The sequence below is a fragment of the Pseudomonas sp. P110(2024) genome (assembly GCF_057480795.1).
Window position 1 is genome coordinate 221,084 of sequence record NZ_JBLIYT010000003.1, and the last position, 24,947, is coordinate 246,030.

26 protein-coding genes are annotated in these 24,947 nt (G+C 64.3%); 14 read left to right on the forward strand and 12 right to left on the reverse strand.

Features of this window, described 5'->3' with window-relative positions; translation table 11 throughout:
- Positions 1–65: 65 nt before the first annotated feature.
- Complete coding sequence (locus AC25ND_RS06140) at positions 66–707, reverse strand: hypothetical protein (RefSeq protein WP_028688696.1); 642 nt, start codon at positions 705–707, stop codon at positions 66–68.
- A 382-nt stretch (positions 708–1,089) separates the two neighbouring features.
- Here AC25ND_RS06140 and coxB point away from each other — a divergent pair, with 382 nt between their 5' ends.
- Genes coxB through AC25ND_RS06160 form a run of 4 tightly spaced genes read left to right on the forward strand, consistent with a single transcriptional unit; the run spans position 1,090 to position 5,310 of the window.
- Positions 1,090–2,217, forward strand: a complete 1,128-nt coding sequence (coxB, locus tag AC25ND_RS06145) for a cytochrome c oxidase subunit II (protein WP_486976167.1) — start codon at positions 1,090–1,092, stop codon at positions 2,215–2,217.
- A gap of 31 nt (positions 2,218–2,248) precedes the next feature.
- Entirely contained in the window at positions 2,249–3,838 is a 1,590-nt protein-coding gene (gene ctaD / locus AC25ND_RS06150; RefSeq protein ID WP_023628965.1) for a cytochrome c oxidase subunit I, read from the forward strand.
- Positions 3,839–3,848: 10 nt separating this feature from the next.
- Positions 3,849–4,406, forward strand: coding sequence for a cytochrome c oxidase assembly protein (locus tag AC25ND_RS06155; protein WP_028688694.1), 558 nt, complete (start codon positions 3,849–3,851; stop codon positions 4,404–4,406).
- Between the two features lie 16 nt (positions 4,407–4,422).
- Positions 4,423–5,310, forward strand: coding sequence for a cytochrome c oxidase subunit 3 (locus tag AC25ND_RS06160; protein ID WP_028688693.1), 888 nt, complete (start codon positions 4,423–4,425; stop codon positions 5,308–5,310).
- Positions 5,311–5,343: 33 nt separating this feature from the next.
- Here AC25ND_RS06160 and AC25ND_RS06165 read toward each other — a convergent pair whose 3' ends face one another.
- Entirely contained in the window at positions 5,344–5,547 is a 204-nt protein-coding gene (locus AC25ND_RS06165) for a twin transmembrane helix small protein (RefSeq protein WP_028688692.1), read from the reverse strand.
- A 63-nt stretch (positions 5,548–5,610) separates the two neighbouring features.
- On the opposite strand from AC25ND_RS06165, the gene AC25ND_RS06170 reads away from it, so the two are divergent.
- Genes AC25ND_RS06170 through AC25ND_RS06190 form a run of 5 tightly spaced genes read left to right on the forward strand, consistent with a single transcriptional unit; the run spans position 5,611 to position 9,494 of the window.
- The gene (locus AC25ND_RS06170; protein ID WP_062359995.1) at positions 5,611–6,354 is read left to right on the forward strand and encodes an SURF1 family protein; all 744 of its coding nucleotides are present in this window, start codon (positions 5,611–5,613) and stop codon (positions 6,352–6,354) included.
- Positions 6,320–6,898 (forward strand): hypothetical protein, encoded by a 579-nt coding sequence (locus AC25ND_RS06175; protein WP_028688690.1) that lies wholly within the window; start codon positions 6,320–6,322, stop codon positions 6,896–6,898. Before AC25ND_RS06170 ends, AC25ND_RS06175 begins: the two co-directional genes overlap by 35 nt.
- A 9-nt stretch (positions 6,899–6,907) precedes the next feature.
- Positions 6,908–7,981: a COX15/CtaA family protein gene (locus AC25ND_RS06180; protein ID WP_062359993.1), complete on the forward strand. Its 1,074-nt coding sequence runs from the start codon at positions 6,908–6,910 to the stop codon at positions 7,979–7,981.
- Positions 7,966–8,865, forward strand: coding sequence for a heme o synthase (gene cyoE, locus AC25ND_RS06185; RefSeq protein ID WP_028688688.1), 900 nt, complete (start codon positions 7,966–7,968; stop codon positions 8,863–8,865). Before AC25ND_RS06180 ends, cyoE begins: the two co-directional genes overlap by 16 nt.
- The gene (locus AC25ND_RS06190) at positions 8,862–9,494 is read left to right on the forward strand and encodes an SCO family protein (protein ID WP_028688687.1); all 633 of its coding nucleotides are present in this window, start codon (positions 8,862–8,864) and stop codon (positions 9,492–9,494) included. The genes cyoE and AC25ND_RS06190 overlap by 4 nt, the downstream gene beginning before the upstream one ends.
- 137 nt (positions 9,495–9,631) lie before the next feature.
- On the opposite strand, the gene AC25ND_RS06195 is transcribed toward AC25ND_RS06190, so the two are convergent.
- From AC25ND_RS06195 to AC25ND_RS06205, 3 genes are all read right to left on the reverse strand, one after another.
- Complete coding sequence (locus tag AC25ND_RS06195) at positions 9,632–10,402, reverse strand: MetQ/NlpA family ABC transporter substrate-binding protein (protein ID WP_028688686.1); 771 nt, start codon at positions 10,400–10,402, stop codon at positions 9,632–9,634.
- Between the two features lie 64 nt (positions 10,403–10,466).
- Positions 10,467–11,138, reverse strand: a complete 672-nt coding sequence (locus AC25ND_RS06200) for a methionine ABC transporter permease (RefSeq protein WP_028688685.1) — start codon at positions 11,136–11,138, stop codon at positions 10,467–10,469.
- The gene (locus AC25ND_RS06205) at positions 11,138–12,145 is read right to left on the reverse strand and encodes a methionine ABC transporter ATP-binding protein (protein WP_028688684.1); all 1,008 of its coding nucleotides are present in this window, start codon (positions 12,143–12,145) and stop codon (positions 11,138–11,140) included. The genes AC25ND_RS06200 and AC25ND_RS06205 overlap by 1 nt, the downstream gene beginning before the upstream one ends.
- A 223-nt stretch (positions 12,146–12,368) precedes the next feature.
- Between AC25ND_RS06205 and katE the strand changes: the two genes are divergently transcribed.
- A complete protein-coding gene (katE, locus tag AC25ND_RS06210) occupies positions 12,369–14,513 on the forward strand; it encodes a catalase HPII (protein ID WP_062359989.1) in 2,145 nt (714 codons plus the stop codon).
- Positions 14,514–14,606: 93 nt separating this feature from the next.
- On the opposite strand, the gene AC25ND_RS06215 is transcribed toward katE, so the two are convergent.
- From AC25ND_RS06215 to zur, 4 genes are all read right to left on the reverse strand, one after another.
- On the reverse strand, positions 14,607–15,314 hold the full coding sequence (locus AC25ND_RS06215) for a PA5502 family lipoprotein (protein WP_062359987.1): 708 nt from the start codon (positions 15,312–15,314) through the stop codon (positions 14,607–14,609).
- Between the two features lie 129 nt (positions 15,315–15,443).
- Entirely contained in the window at positions 15,444–16,226 is a 783-nt protein-coding gene (znuB, locus tag AC25ND_RS06220; protein ID WP_028688681.1) for a zinc ABC transporter permease subunit ZnuB, read from the reverse strand.
- Positions 16,219–16,992, reverse strand: coding sequence for a zinc ABC transporter ATP-binding protein ZnuC (gene znuC, locus AC25ND_RS06225; protein WP_028688680.1), 774 nt, complete (start codon positions 16,990–16,992; stop codon positions 16,219–16,221). Before znuC ends, znuB begins: the two co-directional genes overlap by 8 nt.
- A complete protein-coding gene (zur, locus tag AC25ND_RS06230; RefSeq protein ID WP_028688679.1) occupies positions 16,989–17,474 on the reverse strand; it encodes a zinc uptake transcriptional repressor Zur in 486 nt (161 codons plus the stop codon). Before zur ends, znuC begins: the two co-directional genes overlap by 4 nt.
- Before the next feature lie 18 nt (positions 17,475–17,492).
- On the opposite strand from zur, the gene AC25ND_RS06235 reads away from it, so the two are divergent.
- Entirely contained in the window at positions 17,493–18,449 is a 957-nt protein-coding gene (locus AC25ND_RS06235; protein ID WP_051555603.1) for a zinc ABC transporter substrate-binding protein, read from the forward strand.
- Positions 18,450–18,527: 78 nt separating this feature from the next.
- On the opposite strand, the gene AC25ND_RS06240 is transcribed toward AC25ND_RS06235, so the two are convergent.
- Entirely contained in the window at positions 18,528–19,478 is a 951-nt protein-coding gene (locus AC25ND_RS06240; protein ID WP_028688677.1) for a homoserine kinase, read from the reverse strand.
- A gap of 71 nt (positions 19,479–19,549) precedes the next feature.
- Complete coding sequence (locus AC25ND_RS06245; RefSeq protein ID WP_028688676.1) at positions 19,550–19,837, reverse strand: DUF2782 domain-containing protein; 288 nt, start codon at positions 19,835–19,837, stop codon at positions 19,550–19,552.
- Between the two features lie 74 nt (positions 19,838–19,911).
- Here AC25ND_RS06245 and polA point away from each other — a divergent pair, with 74 nt between their 5' ends.
- A complete protein-coding gene (gene polA, locus AC25ND_RS06250) occupies positions 19,912–22,662 on the forward strand; it encodes a DNA polymerase I (protein WP_062359985.1) in 2,751 nt (916 codons plus the stop codon).
- A gap of 382 nt (positions 22,663–23,044) precedes the next feature.
- Here polA and yihA read toward each other — a convergent pair whose 3' ends face one another.
- Positions 23,045–23,677 carry a ribosome biogenesis GTP-binding protein YihA/YsxC gene (gene yihA / locus AC25ND_RS06255; protein WP_028688674.1) on the reverse strand — a complete coding sequence of 211 codons (633 nt, stop codon included), beginning with the start codon at positions 23,675–23,677 and terminating at the stop codon, positions 23,045–23,047.
- Between the two features lie 208 nt (positions 23,678–23,885).
- On the opposite strand from yihA, the gene AC25ND_RS06260 reads away from it, so the two are divergent.
- Together AC25ND_RS06260 and AC25ND_RS06265 are read left to right on the forward strand one after the other, a co-directional pair.
- Positions 23,886–24,188 (forward strand): c-type cytochrome, encoded by a 303-nt coding sequence (locus AC25ND_RS06260; protein WP_028688673.1) that lies wholly within the window; start codon positions 23,886–23,888, stop codon positions 24,186–24,188.
- A gap of 31 nt (positions 24,189–24,219) precedes the next feature.
- Positions 24,220–24,837, forward strand: coding sequence for a c-type cytochrome (locus AC25ND_RS06265; protein ID WP_028688672.1), 618 nt, complete (start codon positions 24,220–24,222; stop codon positions 24,835–24,837).
- Positions 24,838–24,947 lie beyond the last annotated feature (110 nt).

Genomic DNA, 24,947 nt, shown 5'->3' on the forward strand with positions numbered 1-24,947 from the left:
ACCTGTGGGAGCGGCCTTGTGTCGCGAAAGGGCCGCAAAGCGGCCCCGGCAATTTTGAGGTTTGCTCAGGCCGATTGCCCCAGCTCCACACCAAGCTGGCGCGAAAGGCACGGCCAGCGCTTCCATGCTGCGCCGGTAACCGGGCTCGACAGCTTGTCGCGGTAGACCTCCACCGATTCCACGGCAAAGCTCTCGTCATCAAGCATCTCATCCACCGAATGATGCACCACCTCATCCAGCTGGTTGGCAAACGTCTCGCCGATCAGCTGATGGGCGATCAGGTTGGCGACCGTGGTATCCACCGGAATCAGCGGTTGCTGGAAATGGCGGATATACAGGTCGTTGACCTCCTCGACCAGGCGATGCGCCAGGTAGGCCTCGTCCAGCAGGCAGTCCAGCCCGACCTGCCCCGCCATCACGCTCGGCGGCTGCAGGAAGTAGGCCTCGGCAATTTTCAGTACTGGTTTGATCTGCGTCTCGATGCCGGCTTCGAGCGCCACGTTGTGCGCGGCTTCGAGCAGTTCCGGAACCTCGTTGATGTAGGCGCCGACAAAGCGCGCCAGGGTACCCTGGGCATCCTGCTGGGGTAGTTGGATCGATGGATGCAGGTGTGGCAGTTGCAGTTCGAGGCGGGCTTTCAGTTGGCCTGTACGGCTCTCATGTTGATGGGCATTTTCGATCTGCTCGCGTACAGCAGCGATGTTCATGACAACTCCAGGGACATGGCGTTACAAACGGAAGACACTAAGTTAGCTTGCTTACGAGAATGGCTAAGACGCATTTGTTATATCTCTCACGTGCGTGTAGGAAATTGGCTATATCAAAGTGCCATTATTGTGTCCCGGCCCAGTATTCATGAGGCTTTCAGAGCAAACGTTTGGTTGAGCCAAGATCATTTCAAGTGCTGCGTTGCGCACCATTGGTCGGTGTCTATACTCCGGGTGAAACGTGATTCGTTGATGAGGCCCGACTGCCTTTAAGCAGGGGGCTCGGTCGTCGAAGCCAGGCAGTCTTGGCCACCGTTCCCCCCTTTGTCGTAGCAGGTCGTCCACGCCTCCGGGACTACAAGAACGATAAGGGGAACCCGCAATGATGCGACATCCACATTTCTGGATGGGCCTGTTGCTGTGGTCGTTGTTCGGTCAGGCACAGGCAGCATGGACGGTGAACATGGCGCCCGGGGCGACGGAAGTCTCCCACGCAGTGTTCGACCTGCACATGACCATCTTCTGGATCTGCGTGATCATCGGCATCGTGGTGTTCGGCGCGATGTTCTGGTCGATGGTCATCCACCGCCGCTCGACCGGGCAGCAGGCCGCGCACTTCCACGAGCACACCTGGGTCGAGATCCTCTGGACAGTGGTTCCCTTCCTGATCCTGGTGGCCATGGCCATTCCGGCCACCAAGACCCTGATCGACATCTACGACGCCAGCGACTCGGACATCGACATCCAGGTCACCGGCTACCAGTGGAAGTGGCACTACAAGTACCTGGGCCAGGACGTCGAGTTCTTCAGCAACCTGGCCACCCCCGCCGAGCAGATCCACAACAAATCGCCGAAGGATGAGCACTACCTGCTCGAGGTCGACCAGCCGCTGGTGCTGCCGGTGGGCGCCAAGGTGCGCTTTTTGGTGACCGCCGCCGACGTCATTCACTCCTGGTGGGTGCCGGCCTTCGCGGTCAAGCGCGACGCCATCCCCGGTTTCGTCAACGAGGCCTGGACCCGGGTCGAGAAGCCGGGCATCTACCGTGGCCAGTGCACCGAGCTGTGCGGCAAGGACCACGGCTTCATGCCGGTGGTGGTCGAGGTGAAGTCCAAGGCCGACTACGACACCTGGCTTGGCGAGCGCAAGGCCGAGGCGGCCAAGCTCAAGGAGCTGACCAGCAAGGACTGGACCCTCGAAGAGCTGGTGGCACGCGGCGACAAGGTCTACCACACCACCTGCGTGGCCTGTCACCAGGCCGAAGGCCAGGGCCTGCCGCCGATGTTCCCGGCGCTCAAGGGCTCGAAGATCGCCACCGGGCCCAAGGAAGCCCACCTGGGCATCGTCTTCCACGGCAAGCCCGGCACCGCCATGGCGGCGTTCGGCAAGCAACTCTCGGAAGTCGATATCGCCGCCGTGGTCACCTACGAACGCAACGCCTGGGGCAACAACAAGGGCGACATGGTCACGCCGAAGGACGTGCTGGCGCTCAAGCAGGCGGAAAGCAAATGAACCGGTGCCTTAGGGTTGCAGGAGACAGGACATGAGTGCAGTGATCGACGACCACGCCCACGGTCATGAACACGCCCACGGCCCGGCCAAAGGCCTGATGCGCTGGGTGCTGACCACCAACCACAAGGACATCGGCACGATGTACCTGTGGTTCGCCTTCACCATGTTCCTGCTCGGCGGCTCGTTCGCCATGGTGATCCGCGCCGAGCTGTTCCAGCCCGGCCTGCAGATCGTGGAGCCGGCGTTCTTCAACCAGATGACCACCATGCACGGGCTGATCATGGTGTTCGGCGCGGTGATGCCGGCGTTCGTCGGCCTGGCCAACTGGATGATCCCGCTGATGATCGGTGCCCCGGACATGGCCCTGCCGCGGATGAACAACTTCAGCTTCTGGCTGCTGCCGGCGGCGTTCCTGCTGCTGGTCTCGACCCTGTTCAGCCCCGGTGGCGGTCCGAACTTCGGCTGGACCTTCTACGCCCCGCTGTCGACCACCTACGCCCCGGCGAGCGTGACCTTCTTCATCTTCGCCATCCACCTGATGGGCATCAGCTCGATCATGGGCGCGATCAACGTGATCGCCACCATCCTCAACCTGCGCGCCCCGGGCATGACCCTGATGAAGATGCCGCTGTTCGTCTGGACCTGGCTGATCACCGCGTTCCTGCTGATCGCGGTGATGCCGGTGCTGGCCGGCGTGGTGACCATGATGCTGATGGACATTCACTTCGGCACCAGCTTCTTCAGCGCCGCCGGCGGTGGCGACCCGGTCTTGTTCCAGCACGTGTTCTGGTTCTTCGGCCACCCCGAGGTGTACATCATGATCCTGCCGGCCTTCGGCGCGGTCAGCTCGATCATCCCGGCGTTCTCGCGCAAGCCGCTGTTCGGCTACACCTCGATGGTCTACGCCACCGGGGCCATCGCCTTCTTGTCGTTCATCGTCTGGGCCCACCACATGTTCGTGGTCGGCATCCCGGTGGTAGGCGAGCTGTTCTTCATGTACGCGACCATGCTGATCGCCGTGCCCACCGGGGTGAAGGTGTTCAACTGGGTCAGCACCATGTGGGAAGGCTCGCTGACCTTCGAGACACCGATGCTGTTCGCCATCGCCTTCGTCATCCTGTTCACCATCGGTGGCTTCTCCGGCCTGATGCTGGCCATTGCGCCTGCGGACTTCCAGTACCACGACACCTACTTCGTGGTCGCCCACTTCCACTACGTACTGGTGCCCGGGGCGATCTTCGGCATCTTTGCCTCGGCCTACTACTGGCTGCCAAAGTGGACCGGCCACATGTATGACGAAACCCTCGGCAAATTGCACTTCTGGCTGTCGTTCGTTGGCATGAACCTGGCCTTCTTCCCCATGCACTTCGTCGGCCTGGCTGGCATGCCACGCCGGATCCCGGACTACAACCTGCAGTTCGCCGACTTCAACATGGTCTCGTCGATCGGCGCGTTCATGTTCGGCGCCACGCAGATCTTCTTCCTGTTCATCGTCATCAAGTGCATCCGCGGTGGCGCGCCGGCACCGGCCAAGCCTTGGGACGGCGCCGAGGGCCTGGAGTGGTCGATTCCTTCGCCGGCGCCCTACCACACCTTCCAGACCCCGCCGGAAGTGAAGTAGGAGCCTGCCCATGGACGGCCTGTCGCTCAAACGCCTGGTCAGCCGCTTGCTGATGCTGACCGTGGTGATGTTCGCCTTCGGCTTCGCCCTGGTGCCGATCTACGATGTGATGTGCAAGGCTTTCGGCATCAATGGCAAGACCGGCGGGCAGTACGCGGGCACCCAGGTGAGCGACCCGTCGCGTTCGGTGCGGGTGCAGTTCATGTCCACCAACGCAGGCGACATGAGCTGGGAATTTCATTCCACCGCCGACCAGATCGAGGTCAACCCGGGGGCGGTGAACCAGATGATCTTCATCGCCCGCAATCCGACCAACCAGCCGATGAGCGCCCAGGCCATCCCCAGCATCACCCCGGCCGAGGCTGCGGCGTACTTCCACAAGACCGAGTGCTTCTGCTTCACCCAGCAGGTGCTGCAGCCGGGCGAGCGCATCGAAATGCCGGTGCGCTTCATCGTCGACCGCGACCTGCCGGAGTCGGTGAAGCACCTGACCCTGGCCTACACCCTGTTCGACATCACCGCTCGCCACCCGCCAGTCGCCCATGTCGCGACCGAGGCCGCCCGTTGAGGGAAGGAGATCAAGCATGGCAAGCCACGAGCACTACTACGTCCCGGCGCAGAGCAAGTGGCCGATCATCGCCACGATCGGCATGTTCATCACCGTGTTCGGCCTGGGCACCTGGTTCAACGATCTCAAGGCCGGCCACCCGGAGTCCCACGGGCCGCTGATCTTCTTCATCGGGGGGCTGTTCCTGGCGTACATGCTGTTCGGCTGGTTCGGCGCGGTGGTCAAGGAGAGCCATGCCGGCCTATACAGCGCGCAGATGGACCGTTCCTTCCGCTGGGGCATGAGCTGGTTCATTTTCTCCGAGGTGATGTTCTTCCTGGCCTTCTTCGGCGCGCTGTTCTACGTACGGGTGCTGGCCGGGCCGTGGCTGGGGGGCGATGGAGCCAAGGGCGTGGCGCACATGCTCTGGCCCAACTTCGAGTTCGTCTGGCCGCTGCTGCACACACCGGACCCGAAACTGTTCCCGCCACCGAAGGAAGTCATCGACCCGTGGCACCTGCCACTGATCAACACCATTCTGCTGGTTAGCTCCAGCGTGACCGTGACCATCGCCCACCATGCTCTGCGCAAGGGCCATCGTGGCCCGCTGAAACTGTGGTTGGGGCTGACCATCCTGCTGGGGCTGGGGTTCCTTGCGCTGCAGGCCTACGAGTACCACGAGGCCTATAACAAGCTGGGGCTGACCCTGGGGTCGGGGATCTATGGCGCGACGTTCTTCATGCTCACCGGCTTTCACGGCGCGCACGTGACGCTGGGGACATTGATCCTGTTCGTGATGTTCTGCCGGGTGATGCGCGGGCACTTCGAGCCGGACAAGCACTTCGGTTTCGAGGCGGCGAGCTGGTACTGGCACTTCGTGGATGTGGTGTGGGTGGGGTTGTTCATATTCGTGTATGTGCTTTGAAGGGCGGCGCGCTCGTACAGGGATCGAGGTAATTCAGAACGGCGCGTGGGAGACCAACTGCCCGCTGATAAAGCCCCAGGCCACCAGCGCGATGGTCAGGGTGGCGAGGGCGACACGTACGGTAAGGGCCTTGAGCAGGCGGGTCGACTGGTCGTCGTCCTTGACCAGGAACACCAGGCCACTGAACAGGCTGGCGATGGTGGCCAGCAGCATCAGGACAATCGCGGCCTTGAGCATGGCGTAACTCCAGGGGGATGCGGTGATGAGTACAAGTATAGCGCTCGACCTGACGAGGCCCTGGTGAGGCCGTTTCGCCCCGGCCTGTTGCCGACCCTGGTGGTGCTCGCGCTGCTGCCGGGCCTGATCGCGCTCGGCTGCTGGCAACTGCGCCGCGCCGATGAGAAGCGCGACCTGCTCGCCGCGTACACCGAGCGCCAGATCAAGGCGCCGGTCGCTGTCGATCAACTGCGCCAGCTGCCGGATCCGGCGTTCTATCCCGTGCATTTGTATGGCCGCTTCGATGCCACCCACAGCCTGCTGCTGGACAACCAGATGCGCGACGGCAAGGCCGGCGTCGAGCTGCTGCAACCTTTCCACGACCAGGCCAGCGGGCTGTGGCTGCTGGTCAATCGCGGCTGGCTGCCCTGGCCCGACCGTCGGGTGCCGGTGCGTTTCGACACCCCGGACCAGGCCCTGGCGCTGGACACCACGGTATACGTGGCGCCGGGCAAGACCTTCCAACTGCACCCGGACAATCCGGATGGCCGCTGGCCGCAACTGCTAACGGCCATCGACCCGGCCGGGCTCTGGCAGCAGCTGGGCCGCGAAGGCTTCGCCCAGGAACTGCGCCTGCAGCCCGGTCCGGCCGCCTACCGCCTGGACTGGCCGGTGGTCGCCATGGGGCCGGAAAAGCACCAGGGCTATGCCGTGCAGTGGTTCGCCCTGGCCACCACGCTGGTGCTGCTCTACCTGTACTTCGGCTGGCATCACAACGACAAGGAGAACCGCCATGGCCGCCGCCACGAGTCCACTGGACGCGCCTGACCACCGCAAGCCCCGGGGGCGTCTGCAACTGTTGCTGATCCTGTTCGTCGTGCTCGGGCCGATGATCCTTGCCACCTTCATGTACAAGCTCAAGTTCTGGGTGCCGGAGGGGCGCAGCTATCACGGCGTGATGATCGGCAATGGCGAGGGTCGCGCGGACATCGGCATCGATGCCCAGGACGAGCGCTGGCAGCTGCTGGTCAGCGCCCCCGAGGCCTGCGCCGAGGAGTGCCGGCAACTGGTGTACCTAGCCCGGCAGATCCAGGTCGGCCTGGGCCGTGACGCCAGCCGCGCCAGCCATGCCCTGGCGGCGGCCCAACCGCTGGCCGCCGACTACCAGGCCCTGCTGGGCCGCGAATACCCACAGTTGCGGCGCTACCCGCTGGATGTTCAGCGTTATGTCCAGAAGGTCGGCGAAGTGGGCCCGCAGCTGTGGATCGTCGACCCCCACGGCAACCTGGTGCTGCGCTACGACGCCAAGGTCAACGGCAAGCATGTGCTGGACGACCTGCGTCACCTGCTCAAGCTGTCCAACATCGGCTAGGAGGCCGCCATGGCCAGACCCGGATTCCGTCTCGCTGTGTTCGCCACCCTGCTGTCGCTGCTGGTGGTGCTGCTCGGCGCCTATACCCGGCTGACCCATGCCGGCCTGGGCTGCCCCGACTGGCCGGGGTGCTATGGCTTCATCAGCGTGCCCAAGACCGATGCCCAGCTGGCCCATGCCGAGCTGCACTTCCCCGAGCACCCGGTGGAAGAAGCCAAGGGCTGGGCCGAGATGGTCCATCGCTATTTCGCCGGCACCCTGGCGCTGGTGATCGCCCTGCTCGCCTTCCAGGCCGTGCGCCGGCATGCCCGCGACGGCCAGCCCTACCGCCTGCCGGTGTTGCTGCTGGGCGTGGTGCTGGCCCAGGCGGCGTTCGGCATGTGGACGGTTACCTTGAAGCTTTGGCCCCAGGTAGTCACCGCGCACCTGCTCGGCGGATTCACCACGGTGAGCCTGCTTTTCCTGCTTTCCCTGCGTCTATCCCGGGCCTTTGCGCCATTGCCGAAACTGCCGCTGAGCCTGCGCCGCATCGCCGCGCTGGCGCTGCTGGTGGTCATCGGCCAGATCGCCCTGGGGGGCTGGGTCAGCGCCAACTACGCCGCCGTTGCCTGCATCGACCTGCCCACCTGCCATGGCCAGTGGTGGCCTGCGGCCGACTTCAGCAACGGCTTCCACCTGACCCAGCACGTCGGGCCCAATTACCTCGGTGGGCAACTGGACAGTGACGCGCGCACCGCGATTCATATCAGCCATCGCCTGGGCGCGCTGCTGGTCATGCTGGTGTTGCTGACCCTGAGCTGGAAGCTGCACCGCCACGGCCTGGGTGGCCTGGCTCGCCTGGTGTTGCTGGCGCTGGCGCTGCAACTGGGCCTGGGCATCAGCAACGTGCTGTTCCACCTGCCCCTGGGCGTGGCTGTCGCGCACAACGCTGGTGGCGCCTTGCTGCTGATGTGCATGGTACTGGTCAACTACCGCATCCGCGTGGTCGACAAGGTCCGTGTGGGCCACGGCTGGCGCCTGACGCCGGTGACCGGCGTGCACCTTTCCCATCAAATGAGGAACGATTCGTGGCGACGCTTCTGAGCACGGAACGCCAGCGCGCCGGATGGCGCGACTACATGGAGCTGACCAAGCCGAAGGTGGTGGTGCTGATGCTGATCACCTCGCTGGTGGGGATGTTTCTTGCCACCCGCGCGGGGGTGGCCTGGAGCGTCCTGCTGTTCGGCAACCTGGGGATTGGCTTGTGCGCGGGGGCCGCGGCGGCGGTCAACCACGTGGTCGACCGCCGCGTCGATGCACTGATGGCCCGCACCCACAAGCGCCCGCTGGCCCAGGGCCGGGTCGCGCCCTTGCCGGCCTTGCTGTTCGCCTTGCTGTTGGCCGTGGCGGGGATGGCCCTGCTGCTGGCCTTCACCAACCCCCTCACCGCCTGGCTCACCCTGGCTTCGCTGCTCGGTTACGCGGTGCTCTATACCGGCTTTCTCAAGCGTGCCACGCCGCAGAACATCGTGATCGGTGGCCTGGCCGGAGCGGCTCCGCCGTTGCTGGGCTGGGTGGCGGTCAGCGGGCACCTGGGCGCCGAACCACTGCTGCTGGTGCTGATCATCTTCGCCTGGACGCCACCGCACTTCTGGGCCCTGGCGATTCATCGCAAGGAGGAGTACGCAAAAGCTGATATTCCCATGCTCCCCGTTACCCACGGCGAGCGCTACACGGCCCTGCACATCCTGCTCTACACCTTGATATTGCTGGCGGTGAGCCTGTTGCCCTATGCCATCCACATGAGCGGACCGTTGTACCTGGCCTGTGCCATGGTCCTGGGCTTGCGCTTCCTGCACTGGGCCTGGGTGTTGTACCGTGGCACCCGGCCGCACGCGGCGATCAAGACGTTCAAGTACTCTATCGGCTACCTATTCGCCTTGTTCATCGCGTTGCTCGTAGACCACTACCTGTTGCTGAACCTATGACCCGAACCCAGAAAACCGTCTTCATCCTCGTTGCCCTGGTCGCGCTGATCATGGGCCTGACCGTCAACAAGGTGCTCAACGACCGTGGTCAGTTGAATCCCACCGAGCTGATCGACGCCGGCATCATCCTGCTGCCGCAGAGCCGCACCGTGCCGGACGTGACCATGACCGACCAGAACGGCCAGCCGCTGGTGTTGGACCAGCTCAAGGGCAAGTGGTCGTTGCTGTTCTTCGGCTATACCTACTGCCCGGACATCTGTCCGACCACCCTGGCCCAGCTGCGCCAGGTGAAGAGCGAGCTGCCCAAGGAGGCGCTGGAGCGTCTGCAGGTGGTGCTGGTGAGCGTCGACCCGAACCGCGACACGCCGAACCAGCTCAAACAGTACCTGGGCTACTTCGACAAGGATTTCGTCGGGGTGGCGGGGTCGATCGAGGACACCCAGAAGCTGGCCAATGCCTTGAGCATTCCGTTCATCCCGGCCGATACCAGCAAGCCGGGCTACACCGTTGATCACAGCGGCAACCTGGCGGTGGTCGGGCCGGACGGGCGCCAGCGCGGGTTCATCCGTGCGCCGTTCAACAACCAGAAGCTGGTGGCGCAGTTGCCGGGGCTGGTCAAGCGCGACTGACCGTAGAAATGAATCGCGGGGCCAGCCCGCTCCCACACCAGAACGCAATCTGGCGTGGGAGCGGGCTGGCCCCGCGATTGGTGTTCGTTCCTCGGGCCTGCCGCGATGGGCCGCAAAGCGGCCCCGGGGATGTCAGCTTAGAACGCCGGAATCACCGCGCCCTTGTACTTCTCGGTGATGAACTGCTTCACCTCAGGCGAATGCAGGGCCGCAGCCAGCTTCTTCATGGCATCGGCGTCCTTGTTGTCCGGACGCGCCACCAGGATATTCACGTAAGGCGAATCGCTGCCTTCGATCACCAGGGCGTCCTTCTCCGGATTCAGCTTGGCTTCCAGCGCATAGTTGGTGTTGATCAGCGCCAGGTCGACCTGGGTCAGCACGCGCGGGATGGTGGCCGCTTCCAGCTCGCGGAATTTCAGCTTCTTGTCGTTGCCGGTGATGTCCTTCACGGTCGACAGGATGTTCTTGCTGTCCTTGAGCTTGATCACGCCAGCCTTGTCCAGCAGCAGCAGGGCACGGCCGCCGTTGGTGGCGTCGTTGGGGATGACCACGGTGGCGCCGGATGGCAGTTCGTCGAGCTTCTTGTACTTGCTCGAGTAGGCGCCCAGCGGCTCCAGGTGCACGCCGGCAACGCTGACCAGCTGGGTGCCCTTGGCCTTGTTGAACTCATCCAGGTAAGGCTGGTGCTGGAAGAAGTTGGCGTCCAGGCGCTTTTCCGCGACCTGCACGTTCGGCTGGATGTAGTCGGTGAACTCCTTGACCTTCAGCTCCACGCCCTCCTTCGCCAGCTGCGGCTTGACGAAGTTGAGGATCTCGGCGTGCGGCACCGGGGTGGCGGCGACGGTCAGGGTCTCGGCGTGGGCCGAGAAGGCCGCGACGGCGGCGACAACAGCAAGCAGCTTCTTCATTGATCACTCCTTGTGAGGGCCGCGACGGCCCCCGAACGGGTCGGCCGGGCCGACCCCATTGGGGTTACTTACGGGAAAAATGCACGACCAGCTTGTCGCCGATCATCTGTAGCACCTGGACCAGGATCACCAGCAGTACCACGGTGACGATCATCACGTCGGTCTGGAAGCGCTGGTAGCCGAAGCGGATCGACAGGTCGCCCAGGCCACCGGCACCGACCACGCCGGCCATGGCGGTGTAGGACACCAGGGTGATGGCCGTTACGGTGATAGCGGCGATGATGCCCGGCATGGCTTCAGGGAGCACTGCCTTGAAGATGATCTGGCGGGTGGTGGCGCCCATCGACTGGGTGGCCTCGATGATGCCGCGATCCACTTCACGCAGGGCCGTCTCGACCAGGCGTGCGAAGAACGGCGTCGTGCCGACCACCAGCGGCGGAATCGCGCCCGCGACACCCAGCGAGGTACCGGTGATCAGTACCGTGATCGGGATCATCACGATCAGCAGGATGATGAATGGCACCGAGCGCACGATGTTGACGATGGTCGCCAGCACTGCGTAGATCTTCTTGTGCTCGAACATCTGCCGAGGGCTGAACAGGAACAGCACGACGCCCAGCGGCAGGCCGAGCAGGATGATGAAGGCCAGTGAGATGAACAGCATGACCATGGTGTCGTTGGTCGCTTGCCAGATCTCGACCCAGTCGACGTTGGCGAAATAGCTGAGGATGTCCATCAGCGCAGTACCTCCATATGTACATCAGCTGCAGTGAAGCGGGCGAATGCCGCGTCCATGTCTCCGCCGATCAAGGCGAGGGTCAGCTGGCCATAGGGAATGTCCTTGATGCGGTCGATGCGTCCGGCCAGGATGCTGTAGTCGACACCGGTTTCGCGGGCCACGGTGCCCAGCAGAGGCGCGTAGGTGGCGCAACCCTGGAATGTCAGGCGCACGATACGGCCCGGCACATGGGCGAAGTCGTCGCGTTGCTCGTTCTCGTCGATCTGCTCGTCCTCCTGGACGAAGCGCCGGGTGGTGGCGTGCTGCGGGTGCAGGAACACTTCAGCCACCGGGCCTTGCTCGACGATCTGCCCGGCGTCCATCACCGCCACGCGGTCGCAGACCCGGCGGATCACGTCCATCTCGTGGGTGATCAGTACGATGGTCAGTTTCAGCTCGCGGTTGATCTCGGCCAGCAGTTGCAGCACCGAGGCGGTGGTCTGCGGGTCGAGGGCGCTGGTGGCCTCGTCGCACAGCAGGATCTTCGGGTTGGTGGACAGGGCGCGGGCGATGCCGACGCGTTGTTTCTGCCCGCCCGACAGCTGCGCCGGGTACTTCTTCGCATGCTCGGACAGGCCGACACGGGCCAGCAGCTCGGTGACGCGCTTGTCGATCTCGCCACGCGACAGCTCGCCGGCCAGCACCAGCGGCAGGGCGACGTTGTCGGCGACGGTCTTGGACGCCAGCAGGTTGAAGTGCTGGAAGATCATACCGACCTGCTGGCGGAAGCGGCGCAGCTGGTTGGCGTCGAAGGCGGTGACGTCTTCGCCGTCGACCACGATCTTGCCGCCGGACGGCTCCTCGAGGCGGTTGATCAGACGCAGCATGGTGCTCTTGCCGGCACCGGAGTGGCCGATCAGGCCGAACACCTGGCCATCTTCGATGGTCAGGCTGGTCGGGTTCAGGGCCGGGATATCCCTACCGGCGACGCGGTAGGTCTTGTGGACATTTTGAAACTCGATCACTGAGCGAACCTTGTGGGGCGCATGGAATTTGGGTCAGCGGTTAGCCGGGGTCGCGCATTTTAGCCTTTTCCCCTGCCTGTTCTTAGCATTAATTTCGCAATGCTCCAATCCAATCGGCATATCGCGACGGTCGGCAATCCGATTGAACGCATCCGACGGCGGCCCAGTCACTAATTGAACAAGCCCGAATGGGCAGCCTGATGACTGATGAGGAGAGCCGAAGATGCCCAGCAAGACGCCCCAGGCGCCACAGCCCAGCCCTGTCGCCGGCACCGACACCCCGGACAAGGCCAACACCAACGCCAAGCTGCAGAGCCTGGAGGCTTTTCGCAGCGACGCCAGCGGCCAGGCGCTGCGCACCAACCAGGGGGTGAAGGTCGCCGACAACCAGAACAGTCTCAAGGCCGGTGTCCGCGGGCCTTCGCTGCTCGAAGACTTCATCATGCGCGAGAAGATCACCCACTTCGATCATGAGCGCATACCCGAGCGTATCGTCCATGCCCGCGGGACCGGCGCCCATGGATACTTCCAAAGCTACGGCTGCCATGCCGAACTGACCAAGGCCGGTTTCCTGCAAGATCCCGAGAAAATAACCCCGGTGTTTGTACGCTTTTCCACCGTGCAGGGCCCACGTGGCTCGGGTGACACGGTGCGAGACGTGCGCGGCTTTGCGGTGAAGTTCTACACCGATGAGGGCAATTTCGATCTGGTCGGCAACAACATGCCGGTGTTCTTCATCCAGGACGCGATCAAGTTTCCCGACTTCGTCCACGCGGTCAAACCCGAACCGCACAACGAGATACCCACCGGTGGCTCTGCCCACGATACCTTCTGGGACTTCGTATCGCTGGTGCCGGAATCCGCGCACATGGTCATGTGGGCCATGTCCGACCGCGCCATCCCGCGCAGCCTGCGGATGATGGAAGGCTTTGGCGTGCATACCTTCCGGTTGATCAATGCCCAAGGCGTGGCCAGCTTCGTCAAGTTCCACTGGAAGCCGCGCCAGGGCGTGCACTCGGTGCTGTGGGACGAAGCCCAGAAGCTTGCAGGCAAGGACACCGACTACCACCGCCGCGACCTGTGGGAAGCGATCGAGACCGGTCATTACCCGGAATGGGAACTGGGCGTGCAGATCGTGCCGGAGGCCGACGAGCACAAGTTCGACTTCGACCTGCTCGACCCGACCAAGCTCATCCCCGAGGAGCTGGTGCCGGTGACGCCGCTGGGCAAGATGGTGCTCGACCGCAACCCGGACAACTTCTTCGCCGAAGTGGAGCAGATTGCCTTCTGCCCAGGGCATATCGTGCCGGGCATCGATTTCAGCAATGATCCCTTGCTGCAGGGCCGGTTGTTCTCGTACACCGACACCCAGATAAGCCGCCTGGGCGGACCGAACTTCCACGAGATCCCGATCAACCGCCCTGTCGCGCCCAATCACAGCAGCCAGCGCGATGCCATGCACCGCATGACCATCGACAAGGGGCGGGCCTCCTACGAGCCTAACTCGATCGATGGCGGTTGGCCGAAGGAAACGCCGGCTGCCGCGCAGGATGGCGGTTTCGAGAGTTACCAGGAACGTATCGATGCGAACAAGATCCGCCAGCGCAGCGAGTCGTTCGGCGACCATTTCTCCCAGGCGCGGCTGTTCTTCCAGAGCATGAGCCCCACCGAGCAGCAGCACATCATCAAGGCCTACAGCTTCGAGCTGGGCAAGGTCGAGCGCGAGGCGATCCGGGCGCGGGAGGTGAACGAGATTCTGGCCAACATCGATCTCAAGTTGGCGGCAGCGGTGGCGGCCAACCTCGGGCTGCCGGCGCCGAAGGCCGGCACGGTCAAGGTCAAGGGCAGCAAGCCGGCGCATTCAAAGGCCTTGAGCCAGATGAACCACCTCGGGGACATCGGCATCAGTGGGCGCAAGATTGCCATCCTGGTGGCTGATGGCGTGGATGACGCGAGTGTCGACAAGGTGGTCAAGGCGCTGGAGGCGCAAAGTGCGCGCCCCATGCTGCTCGCGCCGACTTCGGCACCAGTGAAGACTGCCGATGGCAAGCAGCTGCCGGTGGATGCGTCGATGGAGGGCATGCCGTCGGTGATGTTCGACGGCGTGTGGGTGCCGGCGGGCAAGGTGTCGTTGGAGGCGCTGGAAAACAGTGGCGTGGCCAAGCATTTTTTGCTCGAGGCCTACAAGCATCTGAAGCCCATGGGCGTAGCCAGTGAGGGCAAGCTCCTGCTGAACAAACTGGGGCTCAAGGAAGATGTGGGGCTGTTGCTGGGCGATGACCCGAAGGTGCTCGAGGCGTTTTTCAAGGCAGTCGAGGGTCACCGGGTGTGGGCGCGGGAGGCGGCTGCCGAAGTTGTTCCGGCATAGTCGGGGGCTGCTATGAAGCCCATCGCCGGCAAGCCGGCTTCCACAGGGATCATGTGTGGGAGCCGGCTTGCCGGCGATGGGGCCCTGTCAGGTTTATTGCTGGTGGGGAATCAACACCACCTGCGCCGGCAATGAGCGCTGGATCTCATGCTTTTGCTCAAGCTCGAAACCCCTGTCGAGCTTGCGCACGCGCTTCTCCAGCAGGGTCTTGAGCCACGGCGCGTCCTGGGTGCGCGGGACCTGGAACACCACCTCGCACTGGTAATTCACTACATCGGCGGCAATGTCATCCAACTGGCGGCGCATCGCCCGACTGTCGGTGGTCTTCAGCGCCACCACGGTGCTGGGCGCGGTCGGGTCGATGACCCGGGCCCTGGGCTTGGACTCGGCCGCCTTCAGCGCTGCCTCGGCCTTTTCCAGCTCGGCCTTGCGCGCCTGGGCCATGGCATCGCCGCCGGTCAGGGCCGGTGCCTGGGGCATCAGCGCCCGGGCGCGGGCCAGCGCGGTGGCGGCGGCATTCACGTCGCCTTTTTGCAGGACGATGCGGCTGCGTTGCAGGTAGGCCTCGGCCAGCTGGCGCTGATGCGGCTCGAGGCGCGCATCGCCCGGTGCCTGGGCCTGCAGCGCTGCCAGCTGGTCTTCGGCGGTGGCCAGTTCGTTGCTGGCAATGCTTTGTTCCAGCTGCTGCCAGGCATCCGGCTGGGCAGGCGCGACCGGCTGCTCGACCGGCTTGCTGGAGCAGGCGGTCAGGAACAGGGAAAACGCGGCAACAAGCAGATAACGTGAGGCGAACGGCTTCATTCCTGCGACTCTCTATTTGCGCAAAAAGCGAGCAAGTCTACACCCAGGTGCGCACGCTCGAAAACGGGTCTTGTGTGACCTGCAAGCGATGAAAAGGTTGCAGGACGCGTCAGCGTGCGCCCTGGAATCTCAGCGTTTCGGCAACGCCAGGCTCAGCAAGAATAGCACCGCCGCACAGACCACGATCGAAGGCCCAGCCGGGGTGTCCTTGAACCAGGACAGCGCCAGGCCGCCGCAGACCGCGGTAACCCCCAGCAGGCTGGCGCCCACGGCCATCTGTTCCGGTGAGCGGGCGTGACGCTGTGCCGCGGCGGCCGGGATGATCAGCAGCGAGGTGATCAGCAGCACGCCCACGATCTTCATCGCCACCGCGATCACCACGGCGATCAGCAGCATCAGCGCCAAGCGCAGGCCGGCCACCGGCAGGCCCTCGACCATCGCCAGTTCCTCGTGCACGGTGACCGCCAGCAGCGGCCGCCAGAACATCGCCAGCAGCACCAGCACCAGCGCGCTGCCGCCGAGTATCCAGGCCAAGTCGGTGGGGCTGATTGCCAGCAGGTCGCCGAACAGGTAGGCCATCAGGTCGATCCGCACATCGTGCATGAAGCTCAGCACCACCAGGCCCAGCGACAGGGTGCTGGGCGCGAGGATCCCGAGCAGGGTGTCCGAGGCCAGTGGCTGGCGCTGTTGCAGGGTCACCAGCAGGATCGCCAGCAACAGGCAGCCGACGGTCACCGCCAACGCCGGGCTGACGTCCAGGGCGAAGCCCAGCGCCACGCCGAGCAGCGCGGCGTGGGACAGGGTGTCGCCGAAGTAGGCCATGCGCCGCCAGACCACGAAGGAGCCCAGCGGGCCGGCGACGAGCGCTAGCGACAGGCCGGCAAGCAGGGCGTAGAGAAGAAAATCAGCCATGCTTGCAGTGCTCTCCGTGGACATGGGCGCCGGGGGCGATCACCGAGCCGTGCAGGTCGTGGCTGTGATCGTGATGGTGGTGGTAGATGGCCAGGCTCGGCGCGTTCTGGCCGAACAGCTCGACGAAGGCCGGGTCGTTGCTGACCTGCTCCGGGTGGCCCGAGCAGCACACATGGCGGTTGAGGCAGACCACCTGATCGGTGGCGCTCATCACCAGGTGCAGGTCGTGGGAGACCATCAGCACGCCGCAGCCATGGCGGTCGCGCAGGCGGGTGATCAGGTTGTACAGCTCGGTCTGGCCGACCACGTCGACGCCCTGCACCGGTTCATCCAGCACCAGCAGCTCGGGTTCGCGCAGCAGGGCACGGGCCAGCAGCACGCGCTGCATCTCGCCGCCGGAGATGGTCTGGATCGGGTTGTCGATCACCTGCTCGGCGCCGACTTCCTGCAGCGCCGCCAAGGCTGCCGCGCGGTCTACCCCGGGAACCAGGCGCAGGAAGCGCAGCACCGACAGCGGCAGCGTGGCGTCTACCTGGATCTTCTGGGGCATGTAGCCGATGCGCAGTTTCGGCTTGCGCCACACCGTGCCGCGGTGCGGCTTGAGCAGGCCGAGCACGGCGCGCACCAGGGTGGTCTTGCCGGCGCCGTTGGGGCCGATCAGAGTGACGATCTGCCCGGGCGCGACGGCCAGGTCGATGCTGTCGAGCACCGCCTCGCCGCCGAAGCTGACGCCGACCTGCTCAAGGCGGATCAGGGCGTCGCTCATGCCTTGCCCCGGCAGTTGCCGCACAACCCGACCACTTCGACCGTCTGCGTCTCGACGGCGAAGCCCACGGCCTTGGCGCTGCTGACGATGGCGTCGCTGATGCTGTTCTGCTCCAGCTCGATGGCCACATGGCAGGCGCGGCAGATCAGGAACTGGCCCTGGTGCGCATGCTCGGGGTGGCTGCAGCCGATGAAGGCGTTGAGCGAGGCGATGCGGTGCACCAGGCCGTTCTCCAGCAGGAAGTCCAGCGCCCGGTAGACGGTGGGCGGCGCGGCGCGACGGCCGTCCTGCTCGCTGAGCACGGCGAGGATGTCGTAGGCGCCCAGCGGCTTGTGGCTCTGCCACACCAGCTCCAGCACGCGGCGGCGCAGGGCGGTCAGGCGCAGGCCCTGACGGTTGCACAGCGCGTCGGCCTCGGCCAGCGCACTGTGGACGCAGTGGGAATGATCGTGGGGACGGTGGGCCAGCGGCGTGATGGACATGGGCAGCGACGGTTCAGGATGGAGACGTTATTATGTTACCTGTTTCTGACGACCCGAGTATCCACCGTGTCCCGATTCCTTGCCCTCTTTGTCGCTTTCATCGCTTTTTCGGCCCACGCCGACGTGCGCGTGCTGACCAGCATCAAGCCCCTTCAGCAGATCGCCGCCGCCGTCCAGGACGGTGTCGGCAGCCCCGACGTGTTGCTGCCGCCGGGGGCGTCTCCGCACAACTACGCGCTTCGCCCCTCCGATGTACGCAAGGTCGCCGATGCCGACCTGCTGTACTGGATCGGCCCGGACATGGAAGGCTTCCTGCCCCGTGTGCTGAAGAGCCGCGCCAAGCCGACCGTGGCCGTGCAGTCGCTGTCGGGTATGCAGTTGCGTCACTTCGGCGAGGATAGCCACTCCCACGACGAGGAGGACCACGACGATCACGATCACGACCACCGTCCGGGCAGCCTCGATGCGCACCTGTGGCTGTCGTCGGTGAATGCCCGGGTGATCGCGGCGAAGATGGCCGGCGACCTGGCGGCAGCGGATCCGGCTAATGCGGCGCGCTACCAGGCCAACCTCAAGCTGTTCGTCGAGCGCATGGATGCCCTGGATGGGCGGATCAAACAGCGGGTAGCGGGGATCGCCGGCAAGCCGTACTTCGTGTTCCACGAAGCCTTCGACTACTTCGAGGCCGCTTATGGCCTGAAGCACGCCGGTGTGTTCAGCGTCGCCTCGGAAGTGCAGCCGGGCGCGCAGCACGTCGCCGCCATGCGCAAGCGCCTGCAGGCAGTGGGCAAGACTTGTGTGTTCAGCGAGCCGCCGCTGCGCCCGCGCCTGGCCGAGACGCTGACGGCCGGGTTGCCGGTGCGCCTGGCGGAGCTGGATGCGTTGGGGGGCAGCGATACAGTGGATGCCAGGGGCTATGAGCGCTTGCTGGAGAAGCTGGGCAGCGACCTGACCGGCTGTCTGGAACAGCTGTAGGAGCAGCCGCGAAGCAGGCGCCACGTTGTGTGGCACCCGCTTCGTGGCCAATCATCGATAACTTGAACGAGCTGCCCTTTAAAGCGCGAACGGCAGCTTCAGCGCCACCTGCTGACGCTGCGCCAGGCGCACTTCGAATTCGCTCGGATCATGGATCATCACGTCCATCCCGGCGAAGGCCTGCGCCGCGATCAGGCGCGACAGCCAGAAGCGCACGCAGGCCACCCGCAGCATCACCGGCCACAGCTCGGCCTCGGCGGCGGTGAACGGCCGCAGCGCCGCATAGGCGCCCAGCAGGGCCTGGGCGCGCGGCAGGTCGATACCGCCCTGCTCGTCCAGGCACCAGTCGTTCACGGTGATGGCAATGTCATACAGCATCGGCCCGGAGCAGGCGTTGTAGAAGTCGATCAGCCCGGTCAGGTGGGTGCCTTCGAACATCACGTTGTCGCGGAACAGGTCGGCGTGCAGGTTGGCCTTGGGCAGGGCGAGAATCTGCACCTTGTGCGCGGTGATTTCCGCCAGTGCCGGCTGCAGCAGCCCGGCCTGTTCCCGGTTCAGGCCCGGCAGCAATTCGGCGCCCGATTCCAGCATCCAGTCCAGGCCACGGTCGGTGCGGCGCTCGATGATGCGCTCGCGGGTGGCCAGGTGGATATGCGCCAACAGCTCGCCGACCTGGGCGCAGTGCTGGTTGTTCGGGGCCTTGATGTGCTTGCCCGACAGCCGTGGCTGCAGCAGCGCCGGCTTGCCGCACAGCTCGCGCAGGCCGTTGCCGTCGTGGTCGCGCAGGGCATAGGGCACCGGCATGTCGGCAGCGTGCAGCACGTCGAGCAGCTCGATGAAGAACGGCATGTCCTCAGCCGGCCCGCGCTCGATCAGTGTGAGGACGAACTCCCCTTTTTCCAGGCTGACGAAGAAGTTGCTGTTCTCGGTACCGGCGGCGATACCCTGGAAGTCGAGCAGGCGACCCAGCTCGTACGGCGCCAGAAAGGTTTCCAGCTCAGGCCGGGACACAGGGGTGAAGACTGACATGTTGAAGAATTGCCCATGCGGGCACTTCCGCCGGAAGTGCCTGGTTGATAAGAACGATACGCGTTACTAGCTTACCACTCGAAGATCTTCCAGGACGGAATCAGCATGTCCGGCTGGTCGGAACGAATGAAATTGCCTTCGGAGCCATCGGCGCGTACCAGGAAATAAGGCTTGCCGTTCTTCGGCGTGACCTTGATCGCATACAGGAAGCCGTTTTGACGGTACTCCTGAATGGTCTTGTCGCCTTCCGTGCGAATGGTTACATCGGGATCGGCCGATGGGGCTTCGTCCGCCGCCTGGGTGACGACTGGCATGGTGACCAGCAGACCGAGCAGTAACAGGCGAATGGGTGTGCGCATGATAACCTAGTCCTTTTGTCGTCATTGATCTGGCTATTCTAGCGCCGGACCCGTCGAAAAGGTTGATTCTCCTCATGAGCCAAGCGCCCCTCGTCCTGGTGGACGGTTCGTCCTACCTCTACCGCGCCTTTCACGCGCTGCCGCCGCTGACCACCTCCAAGGGCATGCCCACCGGCGCGGTCAAGGGCGTGCTGAACATGCTCAAGAGCCTGCGCAAGCAGTACCCGGACAGCCTGTTCGCGGTGGTTTTCGACGCCAAGGGCGGGACCTTCCGCGACGCCATGTTCGCCGAGTACAAGGCCAACCGCCCAAGCATGCCCGACGACCTGCGGGTGCAGGTCGAGCCGCTGCACGCCAGCGTCCGCGCCCTCGGCTACCCGCTGTTGTGCGTCGAAGGCGTGGAGGCCGACGACGTCATCGGCACCCTGGCGCGCAGCAGCGCCGCCGCCGGCCGTCCGGTGATCATCTCGACCGGCGACAAGGACATGGCCCAGCTGGTGGACGGCCACGTCACCCTGGTCAACACCATGACCGGCAGCGTGCTGGACATCGCCGGCGTGCACGAGAAGTTCGGCGTAGGTCCCGAGCACATCATCGATTTTCTCGCCCTGATGGGCGACAAGGTCGACAACATCCCCGGCGTGCCGGGCGTTGGCGAGAAGACCGCGGTCGGCCTGCTGACCGGTATCGGCGGCGGCCTGCGCGACCTGTACGACAACCTCGACAAGGTGCCGGCCCTGGCCATCCGTGGCGCCAAGACCCTGCCGGCCAAGCTGGAGGAGCACCGCGACGCGGCCTTCCTGTCCTACGAGCTGGCGACCATCAAGTGCGATGTCGAGCTGGATGTCGAAGTGGACGCCCTGGTCTGCGGCGAGCCGGACCGCGAGGCGCTGCTGGCGCTGTATACCGAGATGGAGTTCAAGAGCTGGGTGGCCGAGGTCCAGCGTAGCGCGCCCCAGGCCGGTGGCAGCGTTGCTGCCGACGTTGAGCCAGTGGCCGAGAAGGTCGAGCCGAAGTACGAGACCATCCTCGACCAGGCGCGTTTCGACGCCTGGCTGGAGAAACTGCGCCAGGCGCCGCTGTTCGCCTTCGACACCGAGACCACCGGCCTCGACGCGCAGCAGGCGCAACTGGTCGGCCTGTCATTCGCCGTCGAACCCCACGAGGCCGCCTACGTACCGTTGGCACACGATTACGAAGGCGCCCCCGCCCAGCTCGACCGTGACGCCGTGCTGCTGGCCCTGAAGCCCCTGCTGGAAGACCCGGCCAAGGGCAAGATCGGCCAGAACGCCAAGTACGACATCAACATCCTGGCCAACGGCAGCCCGGCCATCCTGATGCGCGGCGTGGCCTACGACACCATGCTCGAGTCCTATGTGCTCGACTCCACCGCCACCCGTCACGACATGGACAGCCTGGCGCAGAAGTACCTGGACCACACCACCATCGGTTTCGAGGACATCGCCGGCAAGGGCGCCAAGCAACTGACCTTCAACCAGATCCCCCTGGAAAAGGCCGGCCCCTACGCGGCCGAGGACGCCGACATCACCCTGCGTCTGCATCACGCGTTGCAGGCGCGCCTGGCCACGACGCCGAGCGTGCTGCCGGTGCTGATGGACATCGAGATGCCGCTGGTGCCGGTGCTGGCGAAGATCGAGCGCCAGGGCGCGCTGGTCGACGCCGCGCTGCTTGGCGTGCAGAGCGGCGAGCTGGGGGCGAAGCTGGTGGAGCTTGAGCGTGAGGCGTACGCCCTGGCCGGCGAGGCGTTCAACCTGGGCTCGCCCAAGCAACTGGGCGCGATTCTCTACGACAAGCTGGGCATGCCCGTGCTGAGCAAGACCGCCAAGGGCCAGCCGTCCACCGCCGAGGCGGTCCTGGATGACCTGGCCGAGCAGGGCTACCCGCTGCCCAAGGTACTGATGCAGTACCGCAGCCTGAGCAAGCTCAAGAGCACCTACACCGACAAGCTGCCGGGGCAGATCAACCCGCGCACCGGGCGGATCCACACCTCCTATCAGCAGGCCGTGGCCGCCACCGGCCGGCTGTCGTCCAGCGACCCGAACCTGCAGAACATCCCGGTACGCACCGCCGAAGGCCGGCGCATTCGCCAGGCCTTCGTCGCCAGCCCCGGCTACAAACTGCTGGCGGCGGACTATTCGCAGATCGAGCTGCGCATCATGGCTCATCTGGCCAAGGACGAAGGCCTGCTGCATGCCTTCCGCAACGACCTGGACGTGCACCGCGCCACCGCCGCCGAGGTGTTCGGCGTGGCCCTGGGGGACGTCACCAGCGACCAGCGCCGTAGCGCCAAGGCGATCAACTTCGGCCTGATCTATGGCATGAGCGCGTTCGGCCTGGCTAAGCAGATCGGGGTCGATCGCAAGCAGTCCCAGGACTACATCGACCGCTACTTCACCCGTTACCCCGGCGTGCTCGCCTATATGGAGCGCACCCGCGCCCAGGCCGCCGAGCAAGGCTTCGTCGAGACCCTGTTCGGCCGCCGCCTGTACCTGCCGGACATCAACGCCAAGAACCCGGCCCTGCGTAAAGGCGCCGAGCGCACCGCGATCAACGCCCCGATGCAGGGCACCGCGGCGGACATCATCAAGCGCGCGATGGTAGCGGTGGACAACTGGCTGACCGACAGCAAGCTGGATGCGCGAGTGATCCTGCAGGTGCACGACGAACTGGTGCTTGAGGTGCGCGAGGACCTGGTCGAGCAGGTGAAAGATGAAATTCGTGGCTATATGAGTGGTGCTGCGGATCTCGACGTGCCGCTGCTGGTGGAAGTGGGTGTCGGCTCGAATTGGGACGAAGCTCACTAAACCCCGCGTGAAAGCTGTGTAGGATCTGCGGCGTGGTGTCGCGGATCCGGTGCTGGCCTCGGGCCTTAGATCAGGAGTTTCATGAAACTATCGCAAATAGTTTCGAGGGGCTCGGAACTAAACCGGTGAACCGCCACTCAGAGGTACTGAATGGCTGGTGAAGCCTTTCGATGCTCCTATGTTGTGTTAAGTGTTGGCAGATATCTGGACCCCGCCCTAGCGGTCCGGACTTGGACCCCGAACTTCCCCCTCCCCATACGAAGTCCGGGGTTTTTTTTGCCCGGAATTCGGCCTGAAGCCTGGGAAATCCGTGGGAGCGGGCGTGCCCCGCGATCGACTGATCGCGGGGCACGCCCGCTCCCACGTAAGTATCCCTTGGCCTTCAGACAGCTGGCTTGTCTTCCAGCTCCATCCAGTCCGCCAGCACCCGGTAGGCCTCTTCCAGCCCCTGGCGCTTGGGCGCCGAGAACAGCTGGATGGTCGCCGCATCGCCCCAGCCCTTGCGGATTTCCGCCTGCACCTTGAGCAAGGTGTTCTTGCCGGCGCCGTGAGTCAGCTTGTCGGCCTTGGTCAGCAGGATGTGCATGGGCATGCCGCTGGCCTTGGCCCAATCGAGCATCATCTTGTCGAAGTCGGTCATCGGGTGGCGGGTGTCCATCATCAGGATCACTCCGCGCAGGCACTCGCGGCTGCCCAGGTAGGCTTCCAGGTGTTTCTGCCAGTGCTGCTTGAGCGGAATCGGCACTTTTGCATAACCGTAGCCCGGCAGGTCGACCAAACGCCGTTCATCGTCCAGACTGAAGAAATTCAGAAGCTGGGTGCGCCCGGGGGTCTTCGAGGTGCGCGCCAGGCTGGCGTGGGTCAGGGTGTTGAGGGCGCTGGATTTACCGGCGTTGGAACGGCCGGCGAAAGCCACCTCGTAACCCTGGTCTTCGGGGCATTGTTCGACCTTGGCGGCGCTGAGGGCGAATTTGGCTTTCTGGCAGAGGCCGAGGATGGGGTTCTTGACTTGCATGGGATTTCCGATGTGGGTGTTGCCCAGCGCTGGAGGCGTAGGACCAGGCCTGGCAAGCGGTGTCGTTTCCGTTTGGCTGGCGGAAGTATATAATGCCCCAGTTTTTGTGTGCTCATTCGCCCAGCGAAGGCAATTGAGCATGGGGTGTCGAACAATAGCTCGCGCAACAGAACGCAGCGCGGCCCCCAACCCTGTCAGGTCGTTTCGCATGGCGAAATGGCTGCTTGCTGTCGGTATGTTCCTGCCGTTTTTCAGCGCACAGGCTACACAGGATCCCGAGGCGTTGTACAACCGCACGTGCGCGGCCTGTCACGCCGGACAACTGCCCCAGGCACCCCAAAGCGGTGACCGGGCGGCCTGGGAGCCAAGGCTGGCGCGAGGCATGGAGCAACTGGTGGCACATGTTACACAGGGTTTCAAGGCTATGCCGCCGCGTGGATTGTGCATGGACTGCAGTGCCGAGGACTACCGTTTGGTCATCCTTTGGATGAGCGGCAGTCCCGATACATAACATTTCACCCTTAGCCGTGTTGGATTAGCTGATGAACAAACTATTCGTGAGTCTGCTGTTGACCATGGGGGTCGCAGGTGCGGCAACTGCTGCGGGCCCCATCAAAGGCGATGCTGCTGCCGGTCAGGCCAAAACAGCTGTCTGTGGGGCCTGCCACAACCCTGACGGCAACAGCCTGGCACCGAACTTCCCGAAACTCGCCGGCCAAGGTGAGCCCTACCTGAACAAGCAGTTGCATGACATCAAGGACGGCAAGCGTACCGTGCTGGAGATGACCGGCATGCTGGCCAACTTCAACGACCAGGACCTGGCCGATATCGCCGCCTACTTCGCCAGCCAGAAAGGCAGCGTTGGTGCCGCCGATCCGAAACTGGTCGAGCGTGGCCGTGCCCTGTTCAATGGCGGCAACCTCGAGAAAGGCATGCCCGCCTGCACCGGCTGTCACTCGCCCAACGGCGCGGGCATCGCCCTGGCGAAATTCCCGCACTTGAGCGGCCAGCACGCGCAGTACGTCAGCAAGCAGCTGACCGACTTCCGCGAAGGCAACCGCACCAACGACGGCGACGCCATGACCATGCGCACCATCGCCGGCAAGCTGAGCAACAAGGACATCGAAGCACTGTCCAGCTACATTCAAGGCCTGCACTGACATACGCGTTAACACTCGGTTAATGCACCAGCGCTAAAGATGAAAAGGGCAGCCCAGGCTGCCCTTTTTTCTGTCCATAGCCGTTACACTACAGAACTCGAGCCCTATCC

Excerpts from the sequence above, each read along its gene's own strand:
- AC25ND_RS06215 (WP_062359987.1), bottom strand. The coding sequence starts at position 15,314 with ATGAAGCCGTTCGCCTCACGTTATCTGCTTGTTGCCGCGTTTTCCCTG.
- AC25ND_RS06235 (WP_051555603.1), top strand. The coding sequence starts at position 17,493 with ATGGAGACGTTATTATGTTACCTGTTTCTGACGACCCGAGTATCCACC.
- AC25ND_RS06265 (WP_028688672.1), top strand. The coding sequence starts at position 24,220 with ATGAACAAACTATTCGTGAGTCTGCTGTTGACCATGGGGGTCGCAGGT.
- AC25ND_RS06180 (WP_062359993.1), top strand. The coding sequence starts at position 6,908 with ATGGCCAGACCCGGATTCCGTCTCGCTGTGTTCGCCACCCTGCTGTCG.
- AC25ND_RS06240 (WP_028688677.1), bottom strand. The coding sequence starts at position 19,478 with ATGTCAGTCTTCACCCCTGTGTCCCGGCCTGAGCTGGAAACCTTTCTG.
- AC25ND_RS06190 (WP_028688687.1), top strand. The coding sequence starts at position 8,862 with ATGACCCGAACCCAGAAAACCGTCTTCATCCTCGTTGCCCTGGTCGCG.
- katE (WP_062359989.1), top strand. The coding sequence starts at position 12,369 with ATGCCCAGCAAGACGCCCCAGGCGCCACAGCCCAGCCCTGTCGCCGGC.
- coxB (WP_486976167.1), top strand. The coding sequence starts at position 1,090 with ATGATGCGACATCCACATTTCTGGATGGGCCTGTTGCTGTGGTCGTTG.
- AC25ND_RS06155 (WP_028688694.1), top strand. The coding sequence starts at position 3,849 with ATGGACGGCCTGTCGCTCAAACGCCTGGTCAGCCGCTTGCTGATGCTG.
- polA (WP_062359985.1), top strand. The coding sequence starts at position 19,912 with ATGAGCCAAGCGCCCCTCGTCCTGGTGGACGGTTCGTCCTACCTCTAC.
- AC25ND_RS06160 (WP_028688693.1), top strand. The coding sequence starts at position 4,423 with ATGGCAAGCCACGAGCACTACTACGTCCCGGCGCAGAGCAAGTGGCCG.
- AC25ND_RS06245 (WP_028688676.1), bottom strand. The coding sequence starts at position 19,837 with ATGCGCACACCCATTCGCCTGTTACTGCTCGGTCTGCTGGTCACCATG.
- AC25ND_RS06140 (WP_028688696.1), bottom strand. The coding sequence starts at position 707 with ATGAACATCGCTGCTGTACGCGAGCAGATCGAAAATGCCCATCAACAT.
- zur (WP_028688679.1), bottom strand. The coding sequence starts at position 17,474 with ATGTCCATCACGCCGCTGGCCCACCGTCCCCACGATCATTCCCACTGC.
- AC25ND_RS06260 (WP_028688673.1), top strand. The coding sequence starts at position 23,886 with ATGGCGAAATGGCTGCTTGCTGTCGGTATGTTCCTGCCGTTTTTCAGC.
- znuC (WP_028688680.1), bottom strand. The coding sequence starts at position 16,992 with ATGAGCGACGCCCTGATCCGCCTTGAGCAGGTCGGCGTCAGCTTCGGC.
- AC25ND_RS06195 (WP_028688686.1), bottom strand. The coding sequence starts at position 10,402 with ATGAAGAAGCTGCTTGCTGTTGTCGCCGCCGTCGCGGCCTTCTCGGCC.
- ctaD (WP_023628965.1), top strand. The coding sequence starts at position 2,249 with ATGAGTGCAGTGATCGACGACCACGCCCACGGTCATGAACACGCCCAC.
- znuB (WP_028688681.1), bottom strand. The coding sequence starts at position 16,226 with ATGGCTGATTTTCTTCTCTACGCCCTGCTTGCCGGCCTGTCGCTAGCG.
- AC25ND_RS06175 (WP_028688690.1), top strand. The coding sequence starts at position 6,320 with ATGGCCGCCGCCACGAGTCCACTGGACGCGCCTGACCACCGCAAGCCC.
- AC25ND_RS06165 (WP_028688692.1), bottom strand. The coding sequence starts at position 5,547 with ATGCTCAAGGCCGCGATTGTCCTGATGCTGCTGGCCACCATCGCCAGC.
- yihA (WP_028688674.1), bottom strand. The coding sequence starts at position 23,677 with ATGCAAGTCAAGAACCCCATCCTCGGCCTCTGCCAGAAAGCCAAATTC.
- AC25ND_RS06200 (WP_028688685.1), bottom strand. The coding sequence starts at position 11,138 with ATGGACATCCTCAGCTATTTCGCCAACGTCGACTGGGTCGAGATCTGG.